This window comes from Lentzea flaviverrucosa, assembly GCF_003350445.1.
GTDB classification, from domain to species: domain Bacteria; phylum Actinomycetota; class Actinomycetes; order Mycobacteriales; family Pseudonocardiaceae; genus Lentzea; species Lentzea californiensis.
Window position 1 is genome coordinate 199,039 of sequence record NZ_QQAU01000007.1, and the last position, 20,229, is coordinate 219,267.

Below are 20,229 nucleotides of genomic sequence, written 5' to 3' on the forward strand. Positions count from 1 at the left end.
GAGGTCCACGGCGCCACCGGATGAACGTTCACACGCCCTCTTTCAGGACCTGACGTGCCACCGAGAACGCGTGGTTCGCCGCGGGCACCCCGCAGTAGATCGCGCTCTGCAGGATCACCTCGCCGATCTCCGCCTCGCTCAGCCCGTTCCGCACCGCCGCGGCGACGTGCAGCTTCAGCTCGTCCCAGTGCCCGTGCGCGATCAACGCCGTGAGCGTGATCGCGCTGCGCATCCGCCGGTCGAGACCGGGTCGCGTCCAAATCTCACCCCAGGCGTACTTGGTGATGAACTCCTGGAAGTCGCGAGTGAACTCGTCCGGCGCCGCCCTGTCCACATGCGCGTCCCCGAGCACCTCACGCCGAACCTTCATGCCGTCGTCGTAGGACACCGCATCTCCCTGAGCAGCTCGACCAACGTCCGCGCCACCGCCACCGGGTCCTCCGCGGGCGGCAGGTGCCCACATCCCGCGAGCACCACGTCCGCCCCGTCCGGCGACACCACGACGTCGTGTTCCCCGACCAGCACCCGCAGGGGCCTGACCGCCTCACCGGCCTCGAACACCGCGAGCGCCTCACACGCCAGCGCATACGACTCCTTGTCGGTCTCCGCCAGCGCCGTGAGCAATCCCCCGGCTACCCGCGGCGCCCGCTCGACGAACCCCGGCGCGAACCAGCGCCGCGCGGACCCGTCCACCATCACCGGTGTCCCGGCCCGCCGCACGAGCGCGGCCCGCTCACGCCACATCTCCGGTTCACCGATCCGCGGCGCCGCCCCGATGCTCACGACGGCCTCGAACGGCCCTTCGCCTCGCGTCGCCAGCTCGAACCCGACGGCCCCGCCGAACGACACCCCGGCATACGCGCACGGCCGCCCGCCGGCCAAGGCCTCGGCGCGTTCCGCCAGCTCGTCCGCGATGCCCGGCACGGTGAAGGCTTCCTCAGCCGGCGCACCGTTGCCGTGCCCGGGCAGGTCCCACCCGATCACCTCGAAGCCGTCACCGAGGGCCTTCGCGCAGTCCCGCCACAGCAGGCTCACCGACGTGCCCAGCGAGGGCCCGGCCACCAGCACCTGCCCGGCACCCTCGACCCCCGCCAGCCGCGTCAGGCTCAGCTCGGTCGTCATTTTCTGTCGGACCTCTCTGAGACGATGGGAGTGGGGGCCTCCGCGTCCCCCCGGAGGGGGTCCAGTCGGGATCGATTCCGACTCAGCGCCTCGTCCACGAACGCCTCGGCCGCCCCGAGGTAGGAGGCCGGATCGGTGCCGCCGCCCCGCTCCGCCAGCAGTTCCGGGGCAGCCTCGGCGGCCCGGCGCGCCATCACGTCCGCGTGCACCTCAAGGCCCTCGGCCAGTTCCGCGGCCTGCGACGCCGCCACCACCGCCAGCTCCAGCAACGCCCGCAACGCCGGCCACTCCGCGTGCCAGGCCCCGTCCGGCCGCTCGTCCACCGCCCGCGCCGCGCACAGGTGCAGTTGCGCACCGAGTCCGGGTGCCCGCAGGGCCGCGCTGTTCACGAGCACCGACAGCACCGGGTTCCGCTTGTGCGGCATGGTCGACGACCCGCCCCGCCCGGCCACCGCACCCTCGCGGACCTCGCCGATCTCCGGCCGTCCCAGCGTCAGCAGGTCTGCCGCCATCACGCCGAGCGCGTCACAACAACGCACCACCGCGTCGCCCAGCCGCGTGACCGGCGCGCGGTAGGTGTGCCAGGGCATCCCCGGCCACACCAGCCCCAGGTGGCCGGCGAACGCCGATGCCGCCGCGACCGGGTCCGGCACCCGCGACAACGTCCCCGCCGCACCCCCGCACTGCACGGGCAGGGTGCGCGCCACGGCCTCCAGTTCGTCCACGGCGTCGAGCACGCCCACCAGCCACCGCGCGGCCTTGAGCCCGAACGTGATCGGCACGGCGTGCTGCGTCAACGTCCGGCCCGCCATCACGCTGGACCGGTGCTCGTCCGCCAGCCCGGCCAGCGCACCGGCGACCCGGCCCAGGTCCGCCGACATCCGCTCCAGAGCCCCGCGCGCCAGCAGCATCAACGCGGAGTCAAGCACGTCCTGACTGGTGAGTCCGGTGTGGACGGTGCAGGAGACGTGCGCCCGCAGGGCGTTGACCAGTGGCAGCACCGGGTTGCCGGCGGCCTCCACCTCGACCGGGTCCAGCGACGGGACCCAGTCGCCGAGCGAGAGCGACGTCCCGAGCACGCGTGCCCAGGCGACCTCCACCTCCAGCATCGCCCGCACGAGCGCGGTGTCGTCGACGAGGCCGGCGGCACGATGGGAACCAGGCAGCACGATCACGTCCGCGGGAACTTGAAGAACACCGTCTCGGACGGCCCCTGCAGGTGGATGTCGAACCGGAGGCGCCCGTCGGCCTCCCGCGACGCGACCAGCCCGTCGACCGCGTCCTCGGCACCGGGCAGGTAGATGCGGGTGAACAGCCGGTCGAGCAGCCCGCGGGCGAACACCGTCACCGCGAAGAACGGCAGCCCCGGCTCGACGGTGCTGAACCAGTAGTGCCCGGCGCCGTCGGTGCAGGACCTGCCCCAGCCCGTGAAGCCGGCACCGCGCCGCCGCAGCGACCCGCCGACCCGCGGCACGGCACCGGAGGCGTCGGCCTGGCGGATCTCGATCATCGCGTCCGGCACGGGATCACCCGCGCCGTCGTGGACGTAGCCGTGCAGCACAACGGATCCGGCCGAGCCGAAGGGCACCAGTTCGGAGTCGCCGGGGAACGCGAGCGCGTGGTGGAAGAACGGGCCGACGGTCTGGCCGGGAGTCGCTTCAGTCATCGGACGGCTCCAGGTAGGTCGCGTGGCTGCCGGTCAGCACTATGTCCCAGCGGTAGCCGAGCAGCCACTCGTGCTCGGACCGCGAGTGGTCGTACGACGCGATCAGCCGCGCCAGGGCGGCGGGGTCGGTGATCGACTGCGCGATCGGGTCCAGCGCCAGCAGCTGGTCGCCGGGGAAGTACATCTGCGTGATCAGCCGCTGCGTGAAGTCGGTGCCGAACAACGAGAAGTGGATGTGCGCGGGCCGCCAGGCGTTGTGGTGGTTGCGCCACGGGTAGGGGCCCGGCTTGATCGAGGTGAACGAGTACCAGCCGTCGTCGTCGGTGAGGCAGCGGCCGACGCCGGTGAAGTTCGGGTCCAGCGGCGCCGGGTGCTGGTCACCCTGGTGCGAGTAGCGGCCGGCGGCGTTGGCCTGCCAGACCTCGACGAGCTGGCGGCGCACCGGACGGCCGTCACCGTCGAGCACGCGGCCCTGCACGCGGATGCGTTCGCCGATCGGCTCGCCGCCGCCCTGCACGGTCAGGTCGGCCTCGATCGCGGCGACGTCGGAGTGACCGAAGACGGGCGCGAGCAGCTCGGCGCCCTCGGGGTCGACGGGCCGCGGGTCCTTGGTCGGGTGGCGCAACGTCGTGCTGCGGTACGGCGCGAAGTCCAGCAGCGGCGCACCTCCCGGTGAGTCGGCCTGGATCTTCGCGATCTCGTCGCTGATCGTCTGCTGGCTGGTCGTCACGCGAACGAACGCTAGGCAACCGCCGCATCGGAGTCGACCGAACCTTTCCGCTGAACGGAAACGTTCGCGTTAACTTGACGCCTGCGAGACGACCGCTCATATTGGTGGTGTGCCCAGGGCAAGTGTGCGAGAGCAGATCGTCGACGCCGCGTTCGAGCAGTTCCACAAGCACGGCTACAACGCCTGCGGCGTCAAGCTGATCACGGACAGCGCCAAGGTGCCCAAGGGGTCGTTCTACAACCATTTCGAGAGCAAGGAAGCACTCGCTCTCGTCGTGATGGACCGCTACGGCCAGACGCGGCACCTCGACGAGCTCCAGACCCCGAAGACCGCGCCGCTGGCCCGGCTGCGTCACCACTTCGAGGCCCTCGCGCAGGACATCGTGGACCTCGGCTACGAACGCGGCTGCGTCTACGGCAACTTCAGCACCGAGGCCGCCGACCACATCCCCGCGATCCGCGCCGGCGTCGAAGCCGCCTTCGGCCACTGGGCGAACGCGATCGCCGCCACGATCCGCGAGGCCCAGGACGACAGGTCCGTGACGACCACCCAGAGCCCCGAGACCCTGGCCAGGTTCCTGCTCAACTCCTGGGAGGGCGCCATCGTCGGCGAACGCGCCGCCAAGGACGGGACGTCGTTCGCCGCCTTCTTCACGGTCGTCTTCGAGGTCGTCCTGCGCTGAGACCGGTCAGACAAAACCCGTCCGCCGATCCCCTTGACGGATTCTAAGACGACCGGTCATATTGGATTCATGAGCGACATCCAACCCCGGTTCCGCACCATCGACGGTCTGTCGATCCGTTACGCCGTGAGCGCCGGCAGCAAGCCGTCGGCTCTGCTGCTCAGCCCGTGGCCCGAGAGCATCTACGCCTTCGACCAGACCTGGGCGAAGCTCGCGGAGCACGCGAACCTGATCGCGGTCGACCTGCCCGGCTTCGGACACTCCGAGCTGCGCGAAGACCTGTTGTCCCCCAGCCGGATGGGCGAGTTCGTCGTGCGCGTCGCCGACGCGTTCGAACTCGACCGGCCCCACGTCGTCGGCCCCGACATCGGCACCAGCGCGGCCCTGTTCGCCGCCGCCCAGGCGCCGGACCGGTTCCGCAGCATCGTGATCGGCAGCGGCGGCTCGATCTCGCCGACCGACCTGGGCTCGCCACTGCACGAGTGGGTCCACGACGAGAACCTCGCGCCGTACCGGGCGATGGGCCCCAAGGACGTGGTGAACGTCGCCATGGACTTCATCGAGGGCTACGAGCTGCCCGACGTGGTGCGGCAGGACTACCTCGCCGCCTACCAGGGCCAGCGGTTCGCCGAGCAGATGGCGTACGTGCGCGCCTACCCGGCAGAGCTGCTCACGCTGAGCGAACTGCTGCCGGGCATCACCACACCCGTCCAGTTGATCAACGGCAAGCGTGACACGGTCGTGCCGGTCTCCAACATGGAGTACCTGCTCGAGCGGCTGCCGAACAGCAGGCTGGACGTCGTGGACGCCGCGCACTTCGTGTGGGAGGAGAACGCGGACGAGTACGCCCGCATCGTGACCGAGTGGTGGCAGCAGCACTAACCGGTCGTGCAAGCCGTCCCGTTGACGCTGAACGAGCTCGGCGCCGAGATCGGCCCGGTGGCGGCACCGTTGAAGCCGAACGTCACCGAGCCGTCCCGGACGATCAGCGCGTTGTAGCCGGCGTTGGTCACGCTCACATCGGCGCCGGACTGGGACACCGTGCCGTTCCACAGCTGCGTCACGGTCTCTCCGTCGGCGAACCGCCAGCGGACCGTCCAGGCCTCCACCAGCGCGCCGCTGACGTTGCGGATGGTCACGTCGGCCTGGAAAGCACCGGGCCACTGGTTGTTGATCCGGTAGACCACGATGCACGGCGCCGCGGGCGGCGGAGCCGGGGCGCTGGTCGACGAGGGCGGCGGCGCGGGACATCCGCCCTGGGCCCACAGGCCGAGTTTCGCCTTCTCCGCCTTGCTTTCCGCCTCGACCAGCGGGCCACCGTCCACGCCGGAGGTGCGCAGGAAGCCGTATTGGACGGCCAGCAACGCGTAGTCGGTGCCGTCCGGCAGCGCCAGCGAGATCTCGCCCGGGGTGATGCTGCTCACCCGGACTTCTTTGTCCAGCAACGCCTTCGTGGCGAAGTCGAGAGCAGCGGGGGCGGCGCACGGCGCCGGTTCGGCCAGCAGAGAGATGCGGGCGCGGGTGCCGTCGGCCAGTTCGACGGTACGGCCGTCCACAACGGTGCGCACCTTTGTGGACGGCTCTTTCGCTGCTGTGTCAGGGGAAGAGGCTCGGGGTGCGGGGAAGGGCCTGCCGTCCTGCGGGGCCGTGCACCCGGCCACGAGCAAGGTCAACAGCACCAACAAGTGCTTTCGTGCTGCCATTGGACAAATCTATCGCCGGAGGCCGCGTCCGCAATCGGCTGTTCGGAGTTGATCAACTCGGGCGTTCAGAGTCGTGAACGGTTCGAGCCGTGCGCGGGGTCGCGGGATGTGCGAGCTTGGGGTGGCCACAGTTGCGCGGATGGTTCCCTGCCGTTCATCAGCTCGTGGTGATCAACAGCAAGGATCACGACGTACCTCGTTCCCTGCCGATGGAGGTCTGAAGTGCACACCCTGCAACCGCACCGGACACGTCGCCTGTTCGCCGCCCTCGCCGTCGTCGCGTCCGTCCTCGGCGTGACCACGGCCGTGGCACCCGCGGCCGATGCCGCCGTCTACAACTCCTGCACGCAGTCGCGCTGTTCCGCGGCCCGCACCGCCAACTCGACCTGGTCGAGCAAGGGCTACCCCAGCACGCGTGGCTGGGTCAGCAACTGGTCGGGCAGCCAGTGCAACTACGCCGGTGGCGTTCACCAGAACCGCGAGGGCCAGCTGCCCGCGGGCCACAGCTACCTGGAGTTCGACGTCTACCCGCGTGCGTGCGGCGCGTCCCGGGACGCGTACCGGATCATCGTCGACCGCACCGCCGGCACCGTCTACTTCTCCCCCGACCACTACGCCAACTTCTACCGCCTCCGAGGGCTTCACCCGGCGCTGCGGTCGATCCACGACCGCAGCGCCCACCAGGTGTGCAGCGTGGTCAGCACGTGTGAACGTCCCGCATCCGGGTTCTCACCGAGGTCGGCGCCGGTCAGCTCCACCAGCCGGTCCAACCGGTACCGCACGGTGTTCGCGTGGATGTGCAGCGCGGTGGCCGTCGCGCTGAGCCGGCCGCCGTTGTCCAGGTAGCACAAGGCCGTCACCACCATCTCGTGGTGGAACGTGCTCTTCGGGTCCAGCTGGCCGAGCAACGCGTCGGCGAGCGTGTCCGCCAGCCCGGGGAACGCCGCGAGAGCGGTCTCACCAGCGAGATCGGTCAGCAGCCGCACGCCCAGCGAGGCGCCTGCGGCCGCCAACGCCCGCGTGCACATCGAGTAGGTGCCCCGCAACGACTTCAGCGCCGTCGCGGGCGACACCACCAGAAGATCGTCCGACCACGACGGCGCCACGTGCGTGAGCCCCGCCAGCCGCCCCTCGACCAGCCCGTACACGCCGCCGAACGCGTGCAGCCGCTGTTCCAGCGTCCGGGCGTGGCTCGGGTCGGTCACCCCGGAGACCACGCAGTGGTAACGCCCGTCGGGACGCAGGCCGGCGCGGGCGAGTTCGGAGACGTCCGGGAACTCACCGGACACCAGCAACCGCCGCAGCACCTGGGCGTTCAGGTCGCGGGCCGTGCGCGACAGCTGCAGCTCGGCGGTGTGGTAGCCGCTGATGATGTGCCGCTCGACCGCGCCGACGTAGTGGTCCAGGTCGATCATGAAGTCGAGGATCGTGCCGTCGTCGACCCCCAGCGACCGCGCGAGCTCGACGCTCGCCCTGATCAACTCGGTGCGCCCGGCGTGCACCCCGCGCAGCAGTCCCGCCATCGACACGCCCTGGGCAGCGCGGTCCGACCCCAGCGACAACGCGGCGGAGAAGTCGCCGTCGTCGGGCGAGCCGCCACGTTCGAGGTGCGCGATCCCCTCGGACAGCAGGAACGCGATGTGCCGGCGGTTCTCCTCCGCGGGCAGCCGGGCGACCTCCGGGGAGTGGCCGCGGGCCGCGTCGACGACCCGTTCGACGACCTTGTCGTCGGCGGCGACCGCGTCGAGCACCCGCCGGACCATCGCGGACATACCCGGCACGTCGTCTCCCAAACACCACGTTGTGTGACGGCCACAACACAGCCGTCGCCGTTTGGCGGCGGGACCCTATCCCCCGCTCTCCGGTTACTGGTTAGTTGCTTTACGCGAGAGTAATTCGCGTTGGCACCACCCTTCAACGAGGAAGGCCCTGGGATGTCAGACCGGAACATCAGCCGCCGCAACCTGCTGGCCGCGAGCGGCGCGATAGGCGCGATCGCCGCGAGCGGGACCCTGGGGCAGGCAGTCGCCGGAGCGGCGCCGCGAGTCGACGCGGACGTCATCGTCATCGGACACGGCCTGGCGGGCCTCGTGGCGACCTCGGAACTGGCCGCGGCGGGCCGCAAGGTGCTGCTGCTGGACCAGGAACCCGAGGCCAGCCTGGGCGGACAGGCCTTCTGGTCACTGGGCGGCCTCTTCTTCGTGAACTCGCAGGAACAGCGGACCGCGGGCATCAAGGACTCCCTGGAACTGGCCCGCGCCGACTGGTTCAACACCGCCGGGTTCGACCGCGGCGTGAACGACCCCCTGGGCGAGGACTACTGGGCCGCGAAGTGGGCCGAGGCGTACCTGAACTTCGCCGCCGGCGAGAAGCGCGACTGGCTCTACGGCCTCGGCGTGCGCTGGGTGCCGATCGTCGGCTGGGCGGAACGCGGCGGACAGCTCGCGGACGGCCCGGGCAACTCGGTGCCGCGCTTCCACATGACGCTGGGCACCGGCCCGGGCGTGATGGAACCGTTCGAGAAGAAGACGCGCGAAGCGGTCCGCGACGGCAAGGTCACCTTCAAGTTCCGCCACCAGGTAGACGGCCTGATCACGAGCAACGGCGCCGTCACCGGCGTGCGCGGCAGCGTCCTGGAGGCCAGCAGCGCCGCGCGCGGCACCCCCAGCTCCCGCAAGAAGATCGGCGACTTCGAGCTGTACGCACCGATGGTCGTGGTCACCTCCGGCGGCATCGGCGCCAACAAGGACCTGGTGCGCCGCAACTGGCCCGCCCGCCTGGGCCCGGCACCACAGCGCCTGGTCACCGGCGTCCCGGCACACGTGGACGGCCGAATGCTGGCGATCACCGAACTGGCGGGCGGCCGCCTGGTCAACCGCGACCGCATGTGGCACTACACCGAAGGCATGATCAACCACACGCCGATCTGGCCGGACCACGGCATCCGCGTGCTGGCGGCACCGTCGTCCCTGTGGCTGGACGCCCGAGGCAAGCGCTTCCCCAACCCGGGCATCCCGTCACTGGACACGCTCGGCACCCTGGAACTGATCGGCAAGTCCGGCTACGACTACTCGTGGTTCGTCCTGAACAAGAAGATCATCGACAAGGAGTTCGTGCTCTCCGGCTCAGAGCAGAACCCGGAGATCACCGCCAAGAACCTGATCGCCTACCTGGCAATGCGCCTGCTGAACAGCACGCCACCGCCGGTGAAGGCGTTCATGGACAAGGGCGTGGACTTCGTGATCAAGAACAACCTGCCGGACCTGGTGGCGGGCATGAACGCCCTGACCGGCCAGAACCTGATCGACCTGGACGACCTGCGCCGCCAGATCACCATCCGGGACCAGCAAACGGACAACCCGTTCTCCAAGGACGTCCAGGTGATGGGCATCCGCAACTCCCTGGCCTACAGCGGCGACAGCCTCGCCCGCACGGCGGGCTTGCACAAACTCCTGGACGCAGGCTCCGGCCCACTGATCGCGATCAGGATGAACATCCTGACCCGCAAAACCCTGGGCGGTCTGCAAACCGACCTGCAGGGCCGCGTACTGGGCGCGAACGCCCAGCCAATCCGCGGCCTCTACGCAGCAGGCGAGGTAGCAGGCTTCGGCGGCGGAGGCGTACACGGCTACCGAGCCCTGGAAGGCACGTTCCTGGGCGGCTGCCTGTTCTCCGGCCGAGCAGCGGGCCGGGCAGCCGCAGCAGAAAGCGCCTAACGCCCCACGATCCCGGGGTCTGCGGTCTCCCCTGTTGACCGCAGACCCCGCACCAACTCCACCACGAGCGACACCGACAGCTCCGAGCTCCCCACAGCCGAGTCGACCACCAGGTGGTCCTCCTCCCACGGCTCCCAAAGCCCACGCATCCGCTCAACATGCGACCACGGAACCGTTGCGTGCCAACCAGGAATCCCCCGGTCACGCCCCTCGACCCGCTGCCGGTGCACCACAGCGTCAGAACAAACACACTCGACGCCAACGAACACCCCACCAAGCCGCTCGGCAAGCGCACGCCACCGCCCCCGCTCCTCACGAGTGTGCCCAGTGGCATCCACAACGACGTCGATCCCCAACGCGACATGCCGCGCAACCGCAGCAGTCATCTGGAGATCGACCACCTCAGCAGCGTTCTCGTCAGTGACCGCACGCGCGAGCACCAGCGACCCCAACATCCAGTCCATCGAGAAGATCGGCATGCGAAGCCGCCTGGCCACCCCCTCGGCCAGCGTGCTCTTACCTGCACCAGGAACACCAGCCACCAGCACAACCACCGGACGCTCGGCACCGGGCGCCAGCCCCAGGTAGAGATCAGTCATACCCCACCTAAACACCAACGCAGACACAGACGATCACTGTTCGCTACAAGGGCAACGCAAGCACACAGCCCACCCGCGATGCCGAAGGCGAGCCGTCCTTCCACACGGGCTGGGCGGTGGGTCCCATCACGAGTCGCGCCATAGCTCTCGCTGCATGCAGGTAGGGGTGTCAAGCGGACACGCTTTTCGTCCGCTTGACACCCCTACCTGCATGTGGCCCGCTCTTGGCTCGGCTCGTGATGGGACCCACCGCCAACGCACTCTCTAACCAACCGGCGGCCGCCCAACGCAACAGGCGTGCCATCAACCCGCCCGTGGCGTGGCCCCCTGATCAGATTGCCGGGGTCTGGGGCAGAGCCCCAGGGAAAGCACGCAACGCACCCAGGCCGCCCGCAAGGTGACCACCCACCCGGTCGCGACAGGCAAAGGCGACCTTTGACATACCCATACCCCCCTAGGGTATAAATGGCACCAAGCCCACCGCACCCCCGGGATGACCACCCGGCCGAGCGATGGCAGGAAACGGAGCGAGACATGCACGGCTACGCCAACACGAAAGACGCCCACCTGCGCCGCCTACGCAGAATCGAAGGCCAGGTCCGCGGCTTGCAGCGGATGATCGACCAGGACGAGTACTGCATAGACGTGCTCACCCAGATCTCCGCGGCCACCAGGGCGTTGCAGGCGGTCTCACTGGGGTTGCTCGACGAGCACCTCAAGCACTGCGTGAGCCAGGCCATGACCGAGGGCGGCACAGAAGCCGACGCGAAAATCGCGGAGGCAAGCGACGCCATCGCCCGCCTGGTCCGCTCCTGACCCGCGACCTGCGAGGAGTACGACCATGACCGACTCGGCCCACACCGCCACCGGCTGCGAACTGGCGGGCTGACCAGTGAAGACCGGATACAAGGTCGCGCTCTACACCGCGACGCTGGCAGTGGTGTTCGGCGCGACCTGGGCGGCAGGAGCCGCAGCAGGACCACCGGAACCACCCGCGGCCCACAGCGAAAAAACCACGCACGCAGAGGAACCCACACACGGCGGCCACGAGACAACCCAGGCCGAAATCCCACCAGGACTGTCCGTTTCGGACAACGGCTACACCCTGCGCCTGACCGAGAACAAGTCGCTGGCCTTCCACGTCGAAGGCCCGGACGGCCAGCCGGTGACGAAGTTCGAGGTGGAACACGAGAAGCGCCTGCACCTGGTCGTAGTCCGCCGCGACGGCTCGAACTTCCAGCACGTCCACCCAGAAATGGCATCGGACGGCACGTGGTCGATCCCGTTGAGCCTCCCCGAGGCAGGCAGCTACCGGGTGTTCGCCGACTTCACACCGGAGGGCGGCCCTAAGACCACTCTCGGCGCAGACGTCCACACACCAGGCGACTACCGCCCGAAGACCTACGCCGACAGCCGCACGTTCACCGCAGATGGCTACGAGGTATCCCTCGCGGGTGAGCTCACCCCAGGCAAGGCGTCGACCGTCACCCTGGAGATCAGCAAGAACGGCGAGCCGGTGACGGATCTGCAGAACTACCTGGGCGCCAAGGGACACCTGGTCGCGCTGCGCGCGTCCGACCTGGCGTACCTGCACGTCCACCCGGAAGACAGCGACCAGGTGAAGTTCGCGGTCGAGGTCCCGACGGCCGGCAGGTACCGGCTGTTCCTGGACTTCCAGCACGAGGACCAGGTCCGCACCGCGGAGTTCACGCTCACGACGCACGAGGAGGGCGGTCATGGCCACTGACACCATCGAGATCTCGATCGGCGGCATGACCTGCGCTTCCTGCGCGGCCCGGATCGAGCGCAAGCTCAACAAGCTGGACGGCGTCGAGGCGTCGGTGAACTACGCGACCGAGAAGGCCCGGATCAGCTACGCGGGCGAACTCACGCCCGCCGACCTGGTGAAGGTGGTCGAGGACACCGGCTACACCGCCGAACTCCCCGCCACCCAGGCCGAGAACCCGGCCGCGGAACCGGCCGACCCGGTGAGGACGTTGCGCGAGCGGCTGATCACGTCGGCCGTGCTGTCGGTGCCGGTGATCGTGCTCGCCATGGTCCCGGCCCTGCAGTTCACGTACTGGCAGTGGCTGTCGCTGGCCCTCGCCGCGCCGGTCGTCACGTATGCCGCGTGGCCGTTCCACAAGGCGGCGTGGACGAACCTCAGGCACGGCGCCGCCACGATGGACACGCTGATCTCGATCGGCGTGGGGTCGGCGTTCCTGTGGTCGCTCTACGCGCTGTTCCTCGGCACGGCGGGCACGCCCGGCATGACGCACGGGTTCACGTTCACCATCGAGCGGATGGCCGGGACCGGCAACATCTACCTCGAGGTCGCGGCGGGCGTCACGACGTTCATCCTGGCCGGGCGCTACTTCGAGGCGCGGTCGAAGCGCCGGGCCGGGGCGGCGTTGCAGGCGCTGCTCGAACTCGGCGCCAAGGAGGTCGCGGTCCTGAAGGACGGCCGCGAGGTCCGCGTCCCGACGGACGAGCTCGAGGCCGGCCACCGGTTCGTCGTCCGGCCCGGCGAGAAGATCGCCACGGACGGCGTCGTCGAGGAAGGCACCTCGGCGGTCGACGCGAGCATGCTCACAGGTGAGTCGGTGCCGGTGGAGGTGCGGCCCGGCGACGCGGTGGCCGGCGCGACGGTCAACGCCGGCGGGCGGCTCGTCGTGCGCGCCACGCGGATCGGGTCGGACACGCAGCTCGCGCAGATGGCCCGGCTGGTCGAGGAGGCGCAGAACGGCAAGGCCGAGGTGCAGCGCCTCGCGGACCGGATCTCGGCCGTGTTCGTGCCGATCGTCATCGCACTCGCCGTGGGCACGCTCGGGTTCTGGCTCGGCACCGGCGGCGGCGTGGGAGCGGCGTTCACGGCCGCGGTCGCGGTGCTGATCATCGCCTGCCCGTGCGCGCTGGGCCTGGCGACGCCGACGGCACTGCTCGTCGGCACCGGCCGGGGTGCGCAGCTCGGCATCCTGATCAAGGGGCCGGAGGTGCTGGAGTCCACCCGCCGCGTCGACACCGTGGTGCTCGACAAGACCGGCACGGTGACGACGGGCCGGATGAGCCTGGTGAGCGTTCACACCGCCGAGGGTGAGGACGAGGCCGAGGTACTGAAACTCGCCGGGGCATTGGAGAACGGATCCGAGCACCCGATCGCCAGGGCGATCGTCCAAGCCGCGGGCGACGTGCCCGCCGTCGAGGACTTCCAGAACGTCGAGGGTCTCGGCGTTCAGGGCGTGGTGAACGCCCACGCGGTGCTCGTCGGCCGGGAACGCCTGCTCAGCGACTGGAGCGTCGAGCTCGACCCCCGTCTCACCGAGGCCCGGGAGGCGGCGGAACGGCAGGGGCGCACGGCGGTGCTGGTCGCGTGGGACGGCAAGGCCCGGGGCGTGCTGGTCGTCGCGGACACGGTGAAGCCCACGTCGAAGGAGGCCATCGCGGGCCTCCGGAAGCTCGGGCTGCGTCCGGTGCTGCTGACCGGCGACAACAGGGCCGCGGCGGAGGCGGTGGCGGCCGAGGTCGGCATCGACGAGGTCATCGCCGAGGTGCTGCCGGCCGACAAGGTCGACGTCGTGAAGCGCCTGCAGGACGAGGGACGCGTCGTGGCGATGGTCGGCGACGGCGTGAACGACGCCGCCGCGCTCGCCCAAGCCGATCTGGGTCTGGCCATGGGCACCGGTACGGACGTCGCGATCGAGGCCAGCGACCTCACGCTGGTGCGCGGTGACCTGCGGGCCGCCGTCGACGCGATCAGGCTGGCGCGGCGCACGCTCAGCACGATCAAGGGCAACCTGTTCTGGGCGTTCGCCTACAACGTCGCCGCACTGCCGCTGGCGGCGCTGGGCCTGCTCAACCCGATGATCGCGGGCGCGGCCATGGCGTTCTCGTCGGTGTTCGTGGTGAGCAACAGCCTGCGGTTGCGCGCCTTCCGCTGACAGGACCCTCACGGGCGGTTTCGTAGCCTCGGCACATCAGTTCCGGACAGGAGGAGCGGTTGTGCCGAGGTTTGCGCTGGTCTTGACGCTACTGGTGGCGTTGGGCGCGTGCTCCTCACCGCCACCCGCGCCCGTCCCGGCGCCCACGTCCGGCAGCGCGCAGCCGCCGGACGAGCAGCAGGTCCACGTGTCGATCGGCGACTCCTACGCGACGGGTTTCGGGCCGGGCGGTACCGGCGAGAGCTTCGCGCAGATCGTCTCCAGGCAGTCGGGCCTCGAGCTGATCAACCTGGCCTGCAACGGCGCCACGTCCGCCGACCTCGCATCCAAGCCGGCCTGCGGGCCCGACGCCGGCGGCAGGACCCAGCTCGACGCCGCGGTGGACGCGTTGCGCGGCCGCAAGACCGGCCTGGTCACGGTGGTGATCGGCGGCAACGACCTGGCACCGTGCGCGCTGTCGCAGGAACCGCTGGAGTGCGCGACCAGAACCGTCGCCGACATCCAGACCAACGTCGCCGGCACGCTCACCGAACTGAGGGAGGCCGCGCCGGACGTGAAGATCGTCGGGCTGACCTACCCGGACGTGTTCCTCGGCGCGTGGGTGAACCCGTCGTTTCCGAACGGCAAGAACCTCGCCCGGCAGTCGGTCACGATGTTCCAGGACTTCAACACGAAGATCGCGGCCCAGTACGGCAGGTTCGGCGCGAAGTTCGCCGACGTCACGAGCTCGACCGGCGGCTACGGCGCGCTGACCGAGCTGACCCAGGACCCGAAGTACGGCCAGATCCCGGCCTCGGTCGCCAAGGTGTGCGCGCTCACCTACTTCTGCGACCGCACCGACGTGCACCCGACGCCCGCCGGTCATCAGGCGATCGCGGAGGCCGTCACCGCGGCGAGTCGCTGACGTCACGCGACCGGGTGTTCTCCAGCGAACCGGGATGGGGTTTTCCCCGTATTACCCGAAAGACTCTGTTGATCAGCCGCTCGGCCTGACAGTCTCTGGAACCGTTGCCGCATCGAGGAAGTGGTTGATGACCGTGCTCCCGCACAGCACTGACGTCCTGCACCGGCTGAACGACGCCGTCGACGGCTTCCTGCGCAGTGAGAGGGAGTTCGACCTCGCGGACCCGTCGGCGCACATGCTGGTCGGTGGCCGTCTGCGCACGCTCAGCACGCAGATCGGCGCCGGCGTGCTCGCGGGCGTGCCGGACGAGGACATCGCCGCGATCGTCCAGCCCGCGCGCTCGAAGTGTTCACGCTCGCCCTTCACCCGTGACGAGAACGAGTGGGCGCGCGGCTATCCGAGTGACTTCCAGCTGGTCGAACACGTGATGGCGCAGGCGAACAACTCCCAGGCGGGCACGCTCGGCTGGCACGTCGAGGCGCACCTGCAGGGCTCCGCGATCACCCAGCAGCAGCGCAACCGGGTGATGCACCAGGCCCGGCTGATCAGCGACTGCCTGACGGCGCCCCGCAACGGCCCGCGTTCGGTGCTGCTGATCGCGTCCGGCGCTGCCCCCGACCTGCGGCTCGTCCCGCCGGGAATCCTGCGGCCCGGCGACCGGTTCGTGCTCACCGACGTCGACCCGGACGCGCTGGAACTGGCCCAGAAGCGGCTCGGGCCGCTGGGCGAGGTCACGACCGCGGTCCCCGGCAACGTGTTCCGCGCGCTCCCGAAGCTCGCCGAGCTGGGCCCGTTCGACCTGGTGCTGGTCAACGGCCTGTACGACTACCTCAACGACAAGGCGGCCGTGAGGCTGACCGAGGCCGTGCTGACCAGGCTCTGCCGGCCCGGCGGCACGTTCTACTTCTCCAGCAGCACGCCCGGCAACCCGTTCCGGTGGTCGCTCGAGTACCTGATGGACTGGTCGGTGGTCGAACGCGACGAGCGCGCCGTGCGCGCGTTGCTGCCGGGCTGCGACGTGTCGGCGGGTGTCGACCCGACCGGGCTGGCGCTGCTCACGCACGTCCGCACCAGGCGGTGACGACCGTCCCGGATCGCGCTCAGCGCAGGCCGTGCGCGATCCGGGTCACGAACGCCGCCAGCCGGTCCGGCGTGAACTTCTCCGGGTCGGTGAGCACGAGGCGGCCGGACATCTCGGCGAGGGCGAGCATCGCGTGGCCCAGCAGGGCCGAGTCGAGGTCGTCGAGGCGGCCGAGCTCCTTCAGGCCCAGTGCGGCGAGGTCCTCGATCTGGGCCAGCACGCCGGCGCGGACCAGCTCGACCTGGTCGCGGAACTCGTGCGGGGTGCCCTCCGGCGGGAGCAGCACGAGGCGCCAGCGGTCGGGGGCCTGCACCACGGCGTTCACGAAGACCCGGACGGCGTCGGCGAAGGCGTCGTCCGGGGAACGGGTGGCGAAGTCCGTGGGCAGAGCGGCCAGGACCTGTTCGGTGGCGCGGCCCGCCTCGCGTTCGAGCAGGGCGCTGATGAGCTCGCCCCGGTTGGCGAACAGGTCGTAGAGCACGGGCTTGGTGACTTCGGCGTGTTTCGCGACCGACTCCATCGTCACGGTGTCGAAGCCGGCCGGGATGAGGCTCAGCGCGGCGTCGAGCAGCTGCTCGCGGCGCTGCTCCGGTGGCAGGCGGCGGGCGTACTTGCGACGCGTTGTGTTCACCCCACCATATTGCTACGGTGGCGTAGCTTTCACAAAGCTACGCAGGCGTAGTAATTGGCGGAGGTACTGCGATGGAGCCGGACAACCTCGTTCTGCAGCCGCGTGACGTGCAGTTCGACTGGTCGACCCTGCCGATGCACTGGGTGCCGGACGAGCCGGTGACCACGCACGTCATGAACGTCCTGCACCTGCTGCTGCCCGAGGGCGAGCGGTGGTTCGTGCGGACGTTCCAGCAGGCGGTGCCGCTGATCTCCGACGACACGGTGCGCGAGGACGTGCTCGGGTTCATCGGGCAGGAGGCGATGCACGCCGAGGCGCACAGCGAGGTCCTGGACCATTTGCTCGCCAACGGGCTGGACCCGCGGCCGTTCACCCGGCAGATGGAGCACGTCTTCCAGCGGATCCTCGGCCCCAAGGCCGGGCTGACCGAGGAGCAGGCGCGCGAGCAGCTGATCGAACGGGTCGCGATCGTCGCCGCCGTCGAGCACTTCACGGCGTACCTGGGCGACTGGATGCTGAACGCCGGCGCGCTCGACCGGGCGGGCATCCACCCGGTGATGCTGGACCTGCTGCGCTGGCACGCCGCCGAGGAGGTCGAGCACCGCAGCGTCGCGTACGACCTGATGTGCCACCTCGACCGCCGGTACGTGCGGCGGGCGCGGGCGATGCTGCTGGTCGCGCCGGTGCTGTTCTGGCTGTGGGTGCGCGGAGCGCGGTTCATGGTGCGCGCGGACAGGACCACGAGGGTGCGGCTCACCTGGCGGGAGTTCATGCGAGCTTCCAGGCGCGGCTTGCTGCCGAAGCTGTCGGAGGTCTTCCGCGCGTTCCTGCGGTACTTCCACCCCGCCTACCACCCCAAGCAGGAGGGGTCGACGTCGCAGGCGATCGCGTACCTCGCCTCCTCCCCCGCCGCCCGCGAGGCGCACTGATGCTCAACGGCCTGACCCGGTTCGGGAACCTCTACGACGCCGCGGTCACCCGGTTCGGTGGCCGGGCGCGACCAGGTACCGCGCGCGGTGCGTTGTGGCTCGACGTCGTCGAACGCTCACAGGTCGCGGACGGCGTGGTGGCCCTCCGCTTCGGCGGACCGGCACTGCCCGCCTGGCAACCCGGCTGCCACCTCGACCTGCACCTGCCGTCCGGGTTGCGCCGCCAGTACTCGCTGTGCGGTGATCCCGGCGAGGACACCTACCGGATCGCGGTCCGCGAGGTCGGCGCCGGTTCGCGCGAGGTGCAGGCCCTGCGGGTCGGCGACCGCATCCAGGTGCGGGGACCGCGCAACGCCTTCCCGTTCGCCGGGATCGGGCCCGTCGTGTTCGTGGCGGGCGGCATCGGGATCACCGCGATCCTGCCGATGGTGCACGCGGCCGCGCGGGCGGGCCTCGACTGGCGGCTCGTGTACTGCGGGCGGTCGGCGGCGGCGATGCCGTTCCTGGACGAGCTCCCGGACGGCCGCGTCGACGTGCGGATCGGACGCGGCCCGGCACTGCTCGGGGACGCGACGCCGCGGGGCGCGGTGTACTGCTGCGGGCCGGCGTCGATGCTCGACCAGGTGCGGGCCGAGTTCTCGTCGCGCTGGCTGCACTTCGAACGCTTCAGCCCCCCGCCGATCGTCGGCGGGCAGCCGTTCGCGGTCGAACTGCGGCGCAGCGGGGTAACCCTCGACGTGCCGGGCGACCGGTCGGCGCTCGACGTGATCAGGGACTTCCGGCCGTCGGTCGCCTACTCCTGCCGGCAGGGGTTCTGCGGCACGTGCGATGTCGGCGGCGTGCGGATCTGCGTGGACCGGCCCACCGGTGACCGACTCGTCTTGGAGGACATGTGAAGGTGCGTTCCGGGGAAGTCGAACTCGCCGTGCAGGTGCGCGGCACGTCCGGCCCGACGGTGGTCCTGGTACACGGGTATCCGGACACGCACGAGGTCTGGGACCGCGTGGCCGCCCTGCTGGAGGAGGACTTCCGCGTCGTCACGTACGACGTGCGGGGTGCCGGCGAGTCGACTCCGCCGTCCTCTGAGGACGGTTACCGGCTCGAACGGCTGGCGGCGGACCTGTTCGCGGTGATCGACGCGGTCAGCCCGGACGAGCCGGTGCACCTGGTCGGACACGACTGGGGGTCGATCCAGTCCTGGGAGGCGGTGACCACGCCCGGCGCGCGGATCGCCACGTTCACCTCCCTCTCCGGACCGTGCCTCGACCACATGGGGCACTGGTCGCGCAAGGGGTTGTCGATCGCCCACCTCCGGCAGTTCCTGCGGTCCTGGTACATCGGCGCGTTCCACCTGCCGGTGCTCGCGCCCCTGTTCTGGCGGCTCTACCTCGGCCCGCGCTGGGGCGGCGTGCTGCGGCGGCTGGAGGGCGTGAAGGTCAAGCCCGCGCGCACGATCACCTCCGACGCGGTGCGCGGGATCTCGCTGTACCGGGCCAACATCCGGCAGGTCATGCGGTCACCGCGGCAGCGTTTCGCACCCATGCCGGTGCAGGTGGTCCAGCCGGTCCACGACCGCTACATCCGCACCGAACCGCTCGACCTCGAACGCTGGGTGCCGTCGCTGACGCGCAGGAAGATCGCGGCCGGGCACTGGGCGCCGCTGAGCCACCCGGAGCCGCTCGCCCGGATGATCAGCGAGTTCGTCTCGGACTCCGCGCCGAAGCGCGAGCTCGTCGTGATCACGGGTGGTGGCAGCGGCATCGGGCGGGCGACCGCGGTGGCGTTCGCCAAGGCGGGTGCCCGGGTCGTGGTGTCCGATGTGGACTTCGCCGCGGCCAAGGAGACCGCGGGCATGGTCGACGGCCACGCCTACGAGGTCGACGTGCGCTCCGAGGAGGCGGTACGGGCCTGGGCGCGGCAGGTCGCGGACGAGCACGGCGTGCCCGATGTGGTCGTGAACAACGCCGGCATCGGCCACTCCGGGTCGTTCCTGTCGACCTCGACCGAGCAGTGGCAACGGGTGCTGGACGTCAACCTGTGGGGTGTCGTGCACGGCTGCCGGGTGTTCGGCGAGCTGATGGTCGAACGCGGGGAGGGCGGCCACATCGTGAACCTGTCCTCGGCGGCGGCCTACCTGCCGTCGAAGATCCTCTCCGCGTACGCCACCAGCAAGGCGGCGGTGTTCATGCTGTCGGACTGCCTGCGGGCCGAGCTGGCGCCGCACGCCATCGGCGTCAGCGCCATCTGCCCGGGAGTGGTGAACACGAACATCACCGCGACCACGACGTTCTCCGGCGTCAGCTCCGAGGAGGAACGCCGCAAGCAGGACCGCGCGTCCCGGATCTACGCCCGGCGCGGCTTCGGTCCCGAAGGCGTGGCGCGCGAGATCGTGCGCGCGGTGCGCCGCAACAAGCCCGTGGTGCCGGTGACGGTGGAGGCCAGGGCGGCCCGGCTGACCAGCCGGGTCGCGCCGGGCCTCCTGCGCACGTTCGCCAAGCTCGACCTCGGCTAGTGGCGTGGCTCGGAAG

Annotated in this window: 20 protein-coding genes and 1 pseudogene; 12 read left to right on the forward strand and 9 right to left on the reverse strand. The window is 70.2% G+C overall.

Translation table 11 applies throughout. The features are described 5' to 3' along the window. Positions 1-28: 28 nt before the first annotated feature. From DFR72_RS23080 to pcaH, 5 genes are read right to left on the reverse strand one after another with little or no spacing between them, the layout of a single operon-like run. The gene (locus tag DFR72_RS23080; protein ID WP_245983429.1) at positions 29-370 is read right to left on the reverse strand and encodes a carboxymuconolactone decarboxylase family protein; all 342 of its coding nucleotides are present in this window, start codon (positions 368-370) and stop codon (positions 29-31) included. Further along, positions 367-1,122 (reverse strand): alpha/beta fold hydrolase, encoded by a 756-nt coding sequence (locus DFR72_RS23085; RefSeq protein ID WP_090064819.1) that lies wholly within the window; start codon positions 1,120-1,122, stop codon positions 367-369. The genes DFR72_RS23080 and DFR72_RS23085 overlap by 4 nt, the downstream gene beginning before the upstream one ends. Then, a complete protein-coding gene (locus tag DFR72_RS23090) occupies positions 1,119-2,297 on the reverse strand; it encodes a lyase family protein (RefSeq protein WP_245983382.1) in 1,179 nt (392 codons plus the stop codon). The genes DFR72_RS23085 and DFR72_RS23090 overlap by 4 nt, the downstream gene beginning before the upstream one ends. Further along, a complete protein-coding gene (locus DFR72_RS23095) occupies positions 2,294-2,788 on the reverse strand; it encodes a dioxygenase family protein (RefSeq protein ID WP_090064820.1) in 495 nt (164 codons plus the stop codon). Before DFR72_RS23095 ends, DFR72_RS23090 begins: the two co-directional genes overlap by 4 nt. After that, positions 2,781-3,518, reverse strand: coding sequence for a protocatechuate 3,4-dioxygenase subunit beta (gene pcaH, locus DFR72_RS23100; RefSeq protein WP_090064821.1), 738 nt, complete (start codon positions 3,516-3,518; stop codon positions 2,781-2,783). The genes DFR72_RS23095 and pcaH overlap by 8 nt, the downstream gene beginning before the upstream one ends. A 109-nt stretch (positions 3,519-3,627) precedes the next feature. Between pcaH and DFR72_RS23105 the strand changes: the two genes are divergently transcribed. Together DFR72_RS23105 and DFR72_RS23110 are read left to right on the forward strand one after the other, a co-directional pair. Beyond that, a complete protein-coding gene (locus tag DFR72_RS23105) occupies positions 3,628-4,200 on the forward strand; it encodes a TetR/AcrR family transcriptional regulator (protein WP_090064822.1) in 573 nt (190 codons plus the stop codon). A 69-nt stretch (positions 4,201-4,269) separates the two neighbouring features. Beyond that, positions 4,270-5,082: an alpha/beta fold hydrolase gene (locus tag DFR72_RS23110; RefSeq protein ID WP_090064823.1), complete on the forward strand. Its 813-nt coding sequence runs from the start codon at positions 4,270-4,272 to the stop codon at positions 5,080-5,082. Here DFR72_RS23110 and DFR72_RS23115 read toward each other — a convergent pair. Further along, on the reverse strand, positions 5,079-5,756 hold the full coding sequence (locus DFR72_RS23115; protein WP_170176359.1) for a cellulose binding domain-containing protein: 678 nt from the start codon (positions 5,754-5,756) through the stop codon (positions 5,079-5,081). The two genes, DFR72_RS23110 and DFR72_RS23115, sit on opposite strands and share 4 nt — an antisense overlap. Positions 5,757-6,209: 453 nt before the next feature. Here DFR72_RS23115 and DFR72_RS47060 point away from each other — a divergent pair. Beyond that, positions 6,210-6,521 (forward strand): annotated as a pseudogene (locus DFR72_RS47060) (ribonuclease domain-containing protein); the annotation flags it as partial. 23 nt (positions 6,522-6,544) lie between these two features. On the opposite strand, the gene DFR72_RS23125 reads toward DFR72_RS47060, so the two are convergent. Then, complete coding sequence (locus tag DFR72_RS23125) at positions 6,545-7,675, reverse strand: PucR family transcriptional regulator (RefSeq protein WP_090064825.1); 1,131 nt, start codon at positions 7,673-7,675, stop codon at positions 6,545-6,547. A gap of 162 nt (positions 7,676-7,837) precedes the next feature. Between DFR72_RS23125 and DFR72_RS23130 the strand changes: the two genes are divergently transcribed. Beyond that, positions 7,838-9,619 carry an FAD-binding dehydrogenase gene (locus DFR72_RS23130; protein WP_090064826.1) on the forward strand — a complete coding sequence of 594 codons (1,782 nt, stop codon included), beginning with the start codon at positions 7,838-7,840 and terminating at the stop codon, positions 9,617-9,619. Here DFR72_RS23130 and DFR72_RS23135 read toward each other — a convergent pair. Beyond that, complete coding sequence (locus DFR72_RS23135) at positions 9,616-10,218, reverse strand: P-loop nucleotide/nucleoside kinase family protein (protein ID WP_090064827.1); 603 nt, start codon at positions 10,216-10,218, stop codon at positions 9,616-9,618. The genes DFR72_RS23130 and DFR72_RS23135 overlap by 4 nt on opposite strands. Before the next feature lie 534 nt (positions 10,219-10,752). Here DFR72_RS23135 and DFR72_RS23140 point away from each other — a divergent pair. The 5 genes from DFR72_RS23140 to DFR72_RS23160 all read left to right on the forward strand — a co-directional run bounded on the left by DFR72_RS23140 (position 10,753) and on the right by DFR72_RS23160 (position 16,141). After that, on the forward strand, positions 10,753-11,034 hold the full coding sequence (locus tag DFR72_RS23140; protein ID WP_090064828.1) for a metal-sensitive transcriptional regulator: 282 nt from the start codon (positions 10,753-10,755) through the stop codon (positions 11,032-11,034). Positions 11,035-11,110: 76 nt separating this feature from the next. Then, positions 11,111-11,965 carry a COG1361 family protein gene (locus tag DFR72_RS23145; protein WP_090064829.1) on the forward strand — a complete coding sequence of 285 codons (855 nt, stop codon included), beginning with the start codon at positions 11,111-11,113 and terminating at the stop codon, positions 11,963-11,965. Beyond that, complete coding sequence (locus DFR72_RS23150; protein ID WP_090064830.1) at positions 11,955-14,156, forward strand: heavy metal translocating P-type ATPase; 2,202 nt, start codon at positions 11,955-11,957, stop codon at positions 14,154-14,156. Before DFR72_RS23145 ends, DFR72_RS23150 begins: the two co-directional genes overlap by 11 nt. Before the next feature lie 82 nt (positions 14,157-14,238). Then, positions 14,239-15,060 carry an SGNH/GDSL hydrolase family protein gene (locus DFR72_RS23155; protein ID WP_170176361.1) on the forward strand — a complete coding sequence of 274 codons (822 nt, stop codon included), beginning with the start codon at positions 14,239-14,241 and terminating at the stop codon, positions 15,058-15,060. Between the two features lie 127 nt (positions 15,061-15,187). After that, on the forward strand, positions 15,188-16,141 hold the full coding sequence (locus tag DFR72_RS23160; protein ID WP_090064832.1) for a class I SAM-dependent methyltransferase: 954 nt from the start codon (positions 15,188-15,190) through the stop codon (positions 16,139-16,141). A 19-nt stretch (positions 16,142-16,160) separates the two neighbouring features. Here DFR72_RS23160 and DFR72_RS23165 read toward each other — a convergent pair whose 3' ends face one another. After that, positions 16,161-16,772: a TetR/AcrR family transcriptional regulator gene (locus tag DFR72_RS23165; protein WP_090064833.1), complete on the reverse strand. Its 612-nt coding sequence runs from the start codon at positions 16,770-16,772 to the stop codon at positions 16,161-16,163. Positions 16,773-16,843: 71 nt separating this feature from the next. Between DFR72_RS23165 and DFR72_RS23170 the strand changes: the two genes are divergently transcribed. The 3 genes from DFR72_RS23170 to DFR72_RS23180 are packed head-to-tail and all read left to right on the forward strand — an operon-like array spanning position 16,844 to position 20,213. Beyond that, positions 16,844-17,701, forward strand: a complete 858-nt coding sequence (locus DFR72_RS23170; protein ID WP_090064834.1) for a metal-dependent hydrolase — start codon at positions 16,844-16,846, stop codon at positions 17,699-17,701. Next, positions 17,701-18,597 (forward strand): PDR/VanB family oxidoreductase, encoded by an 897-nt coding sequence (locus tag DFR72_RS23175; RefSeq protein ID WP_090064835.1) that lies wholly within the window; start codon positions 17,701-17,703, stop codon positions 18,595-18,597. The genes DFR72_RS23170 and DFR72_RS23175 overlap by 1 nt, the downstream gene beginning before the upstream one ends. Before the next feature lie 2 nt (positions 18,598-18,599). After that, positions 18,600-20,213, forward strand: a complete 1,614-nt coding sequence (locus DFR72_RS23180) for an SDR family oxidoreductase (RefSeq protein WP_211335495.1) — start codon at positions 18,600-18,602, stop codon at positions 20,211-20,213. The last annotated feature ends 16 nt before the right edge of the window (positions 20,214-20,229 follow it).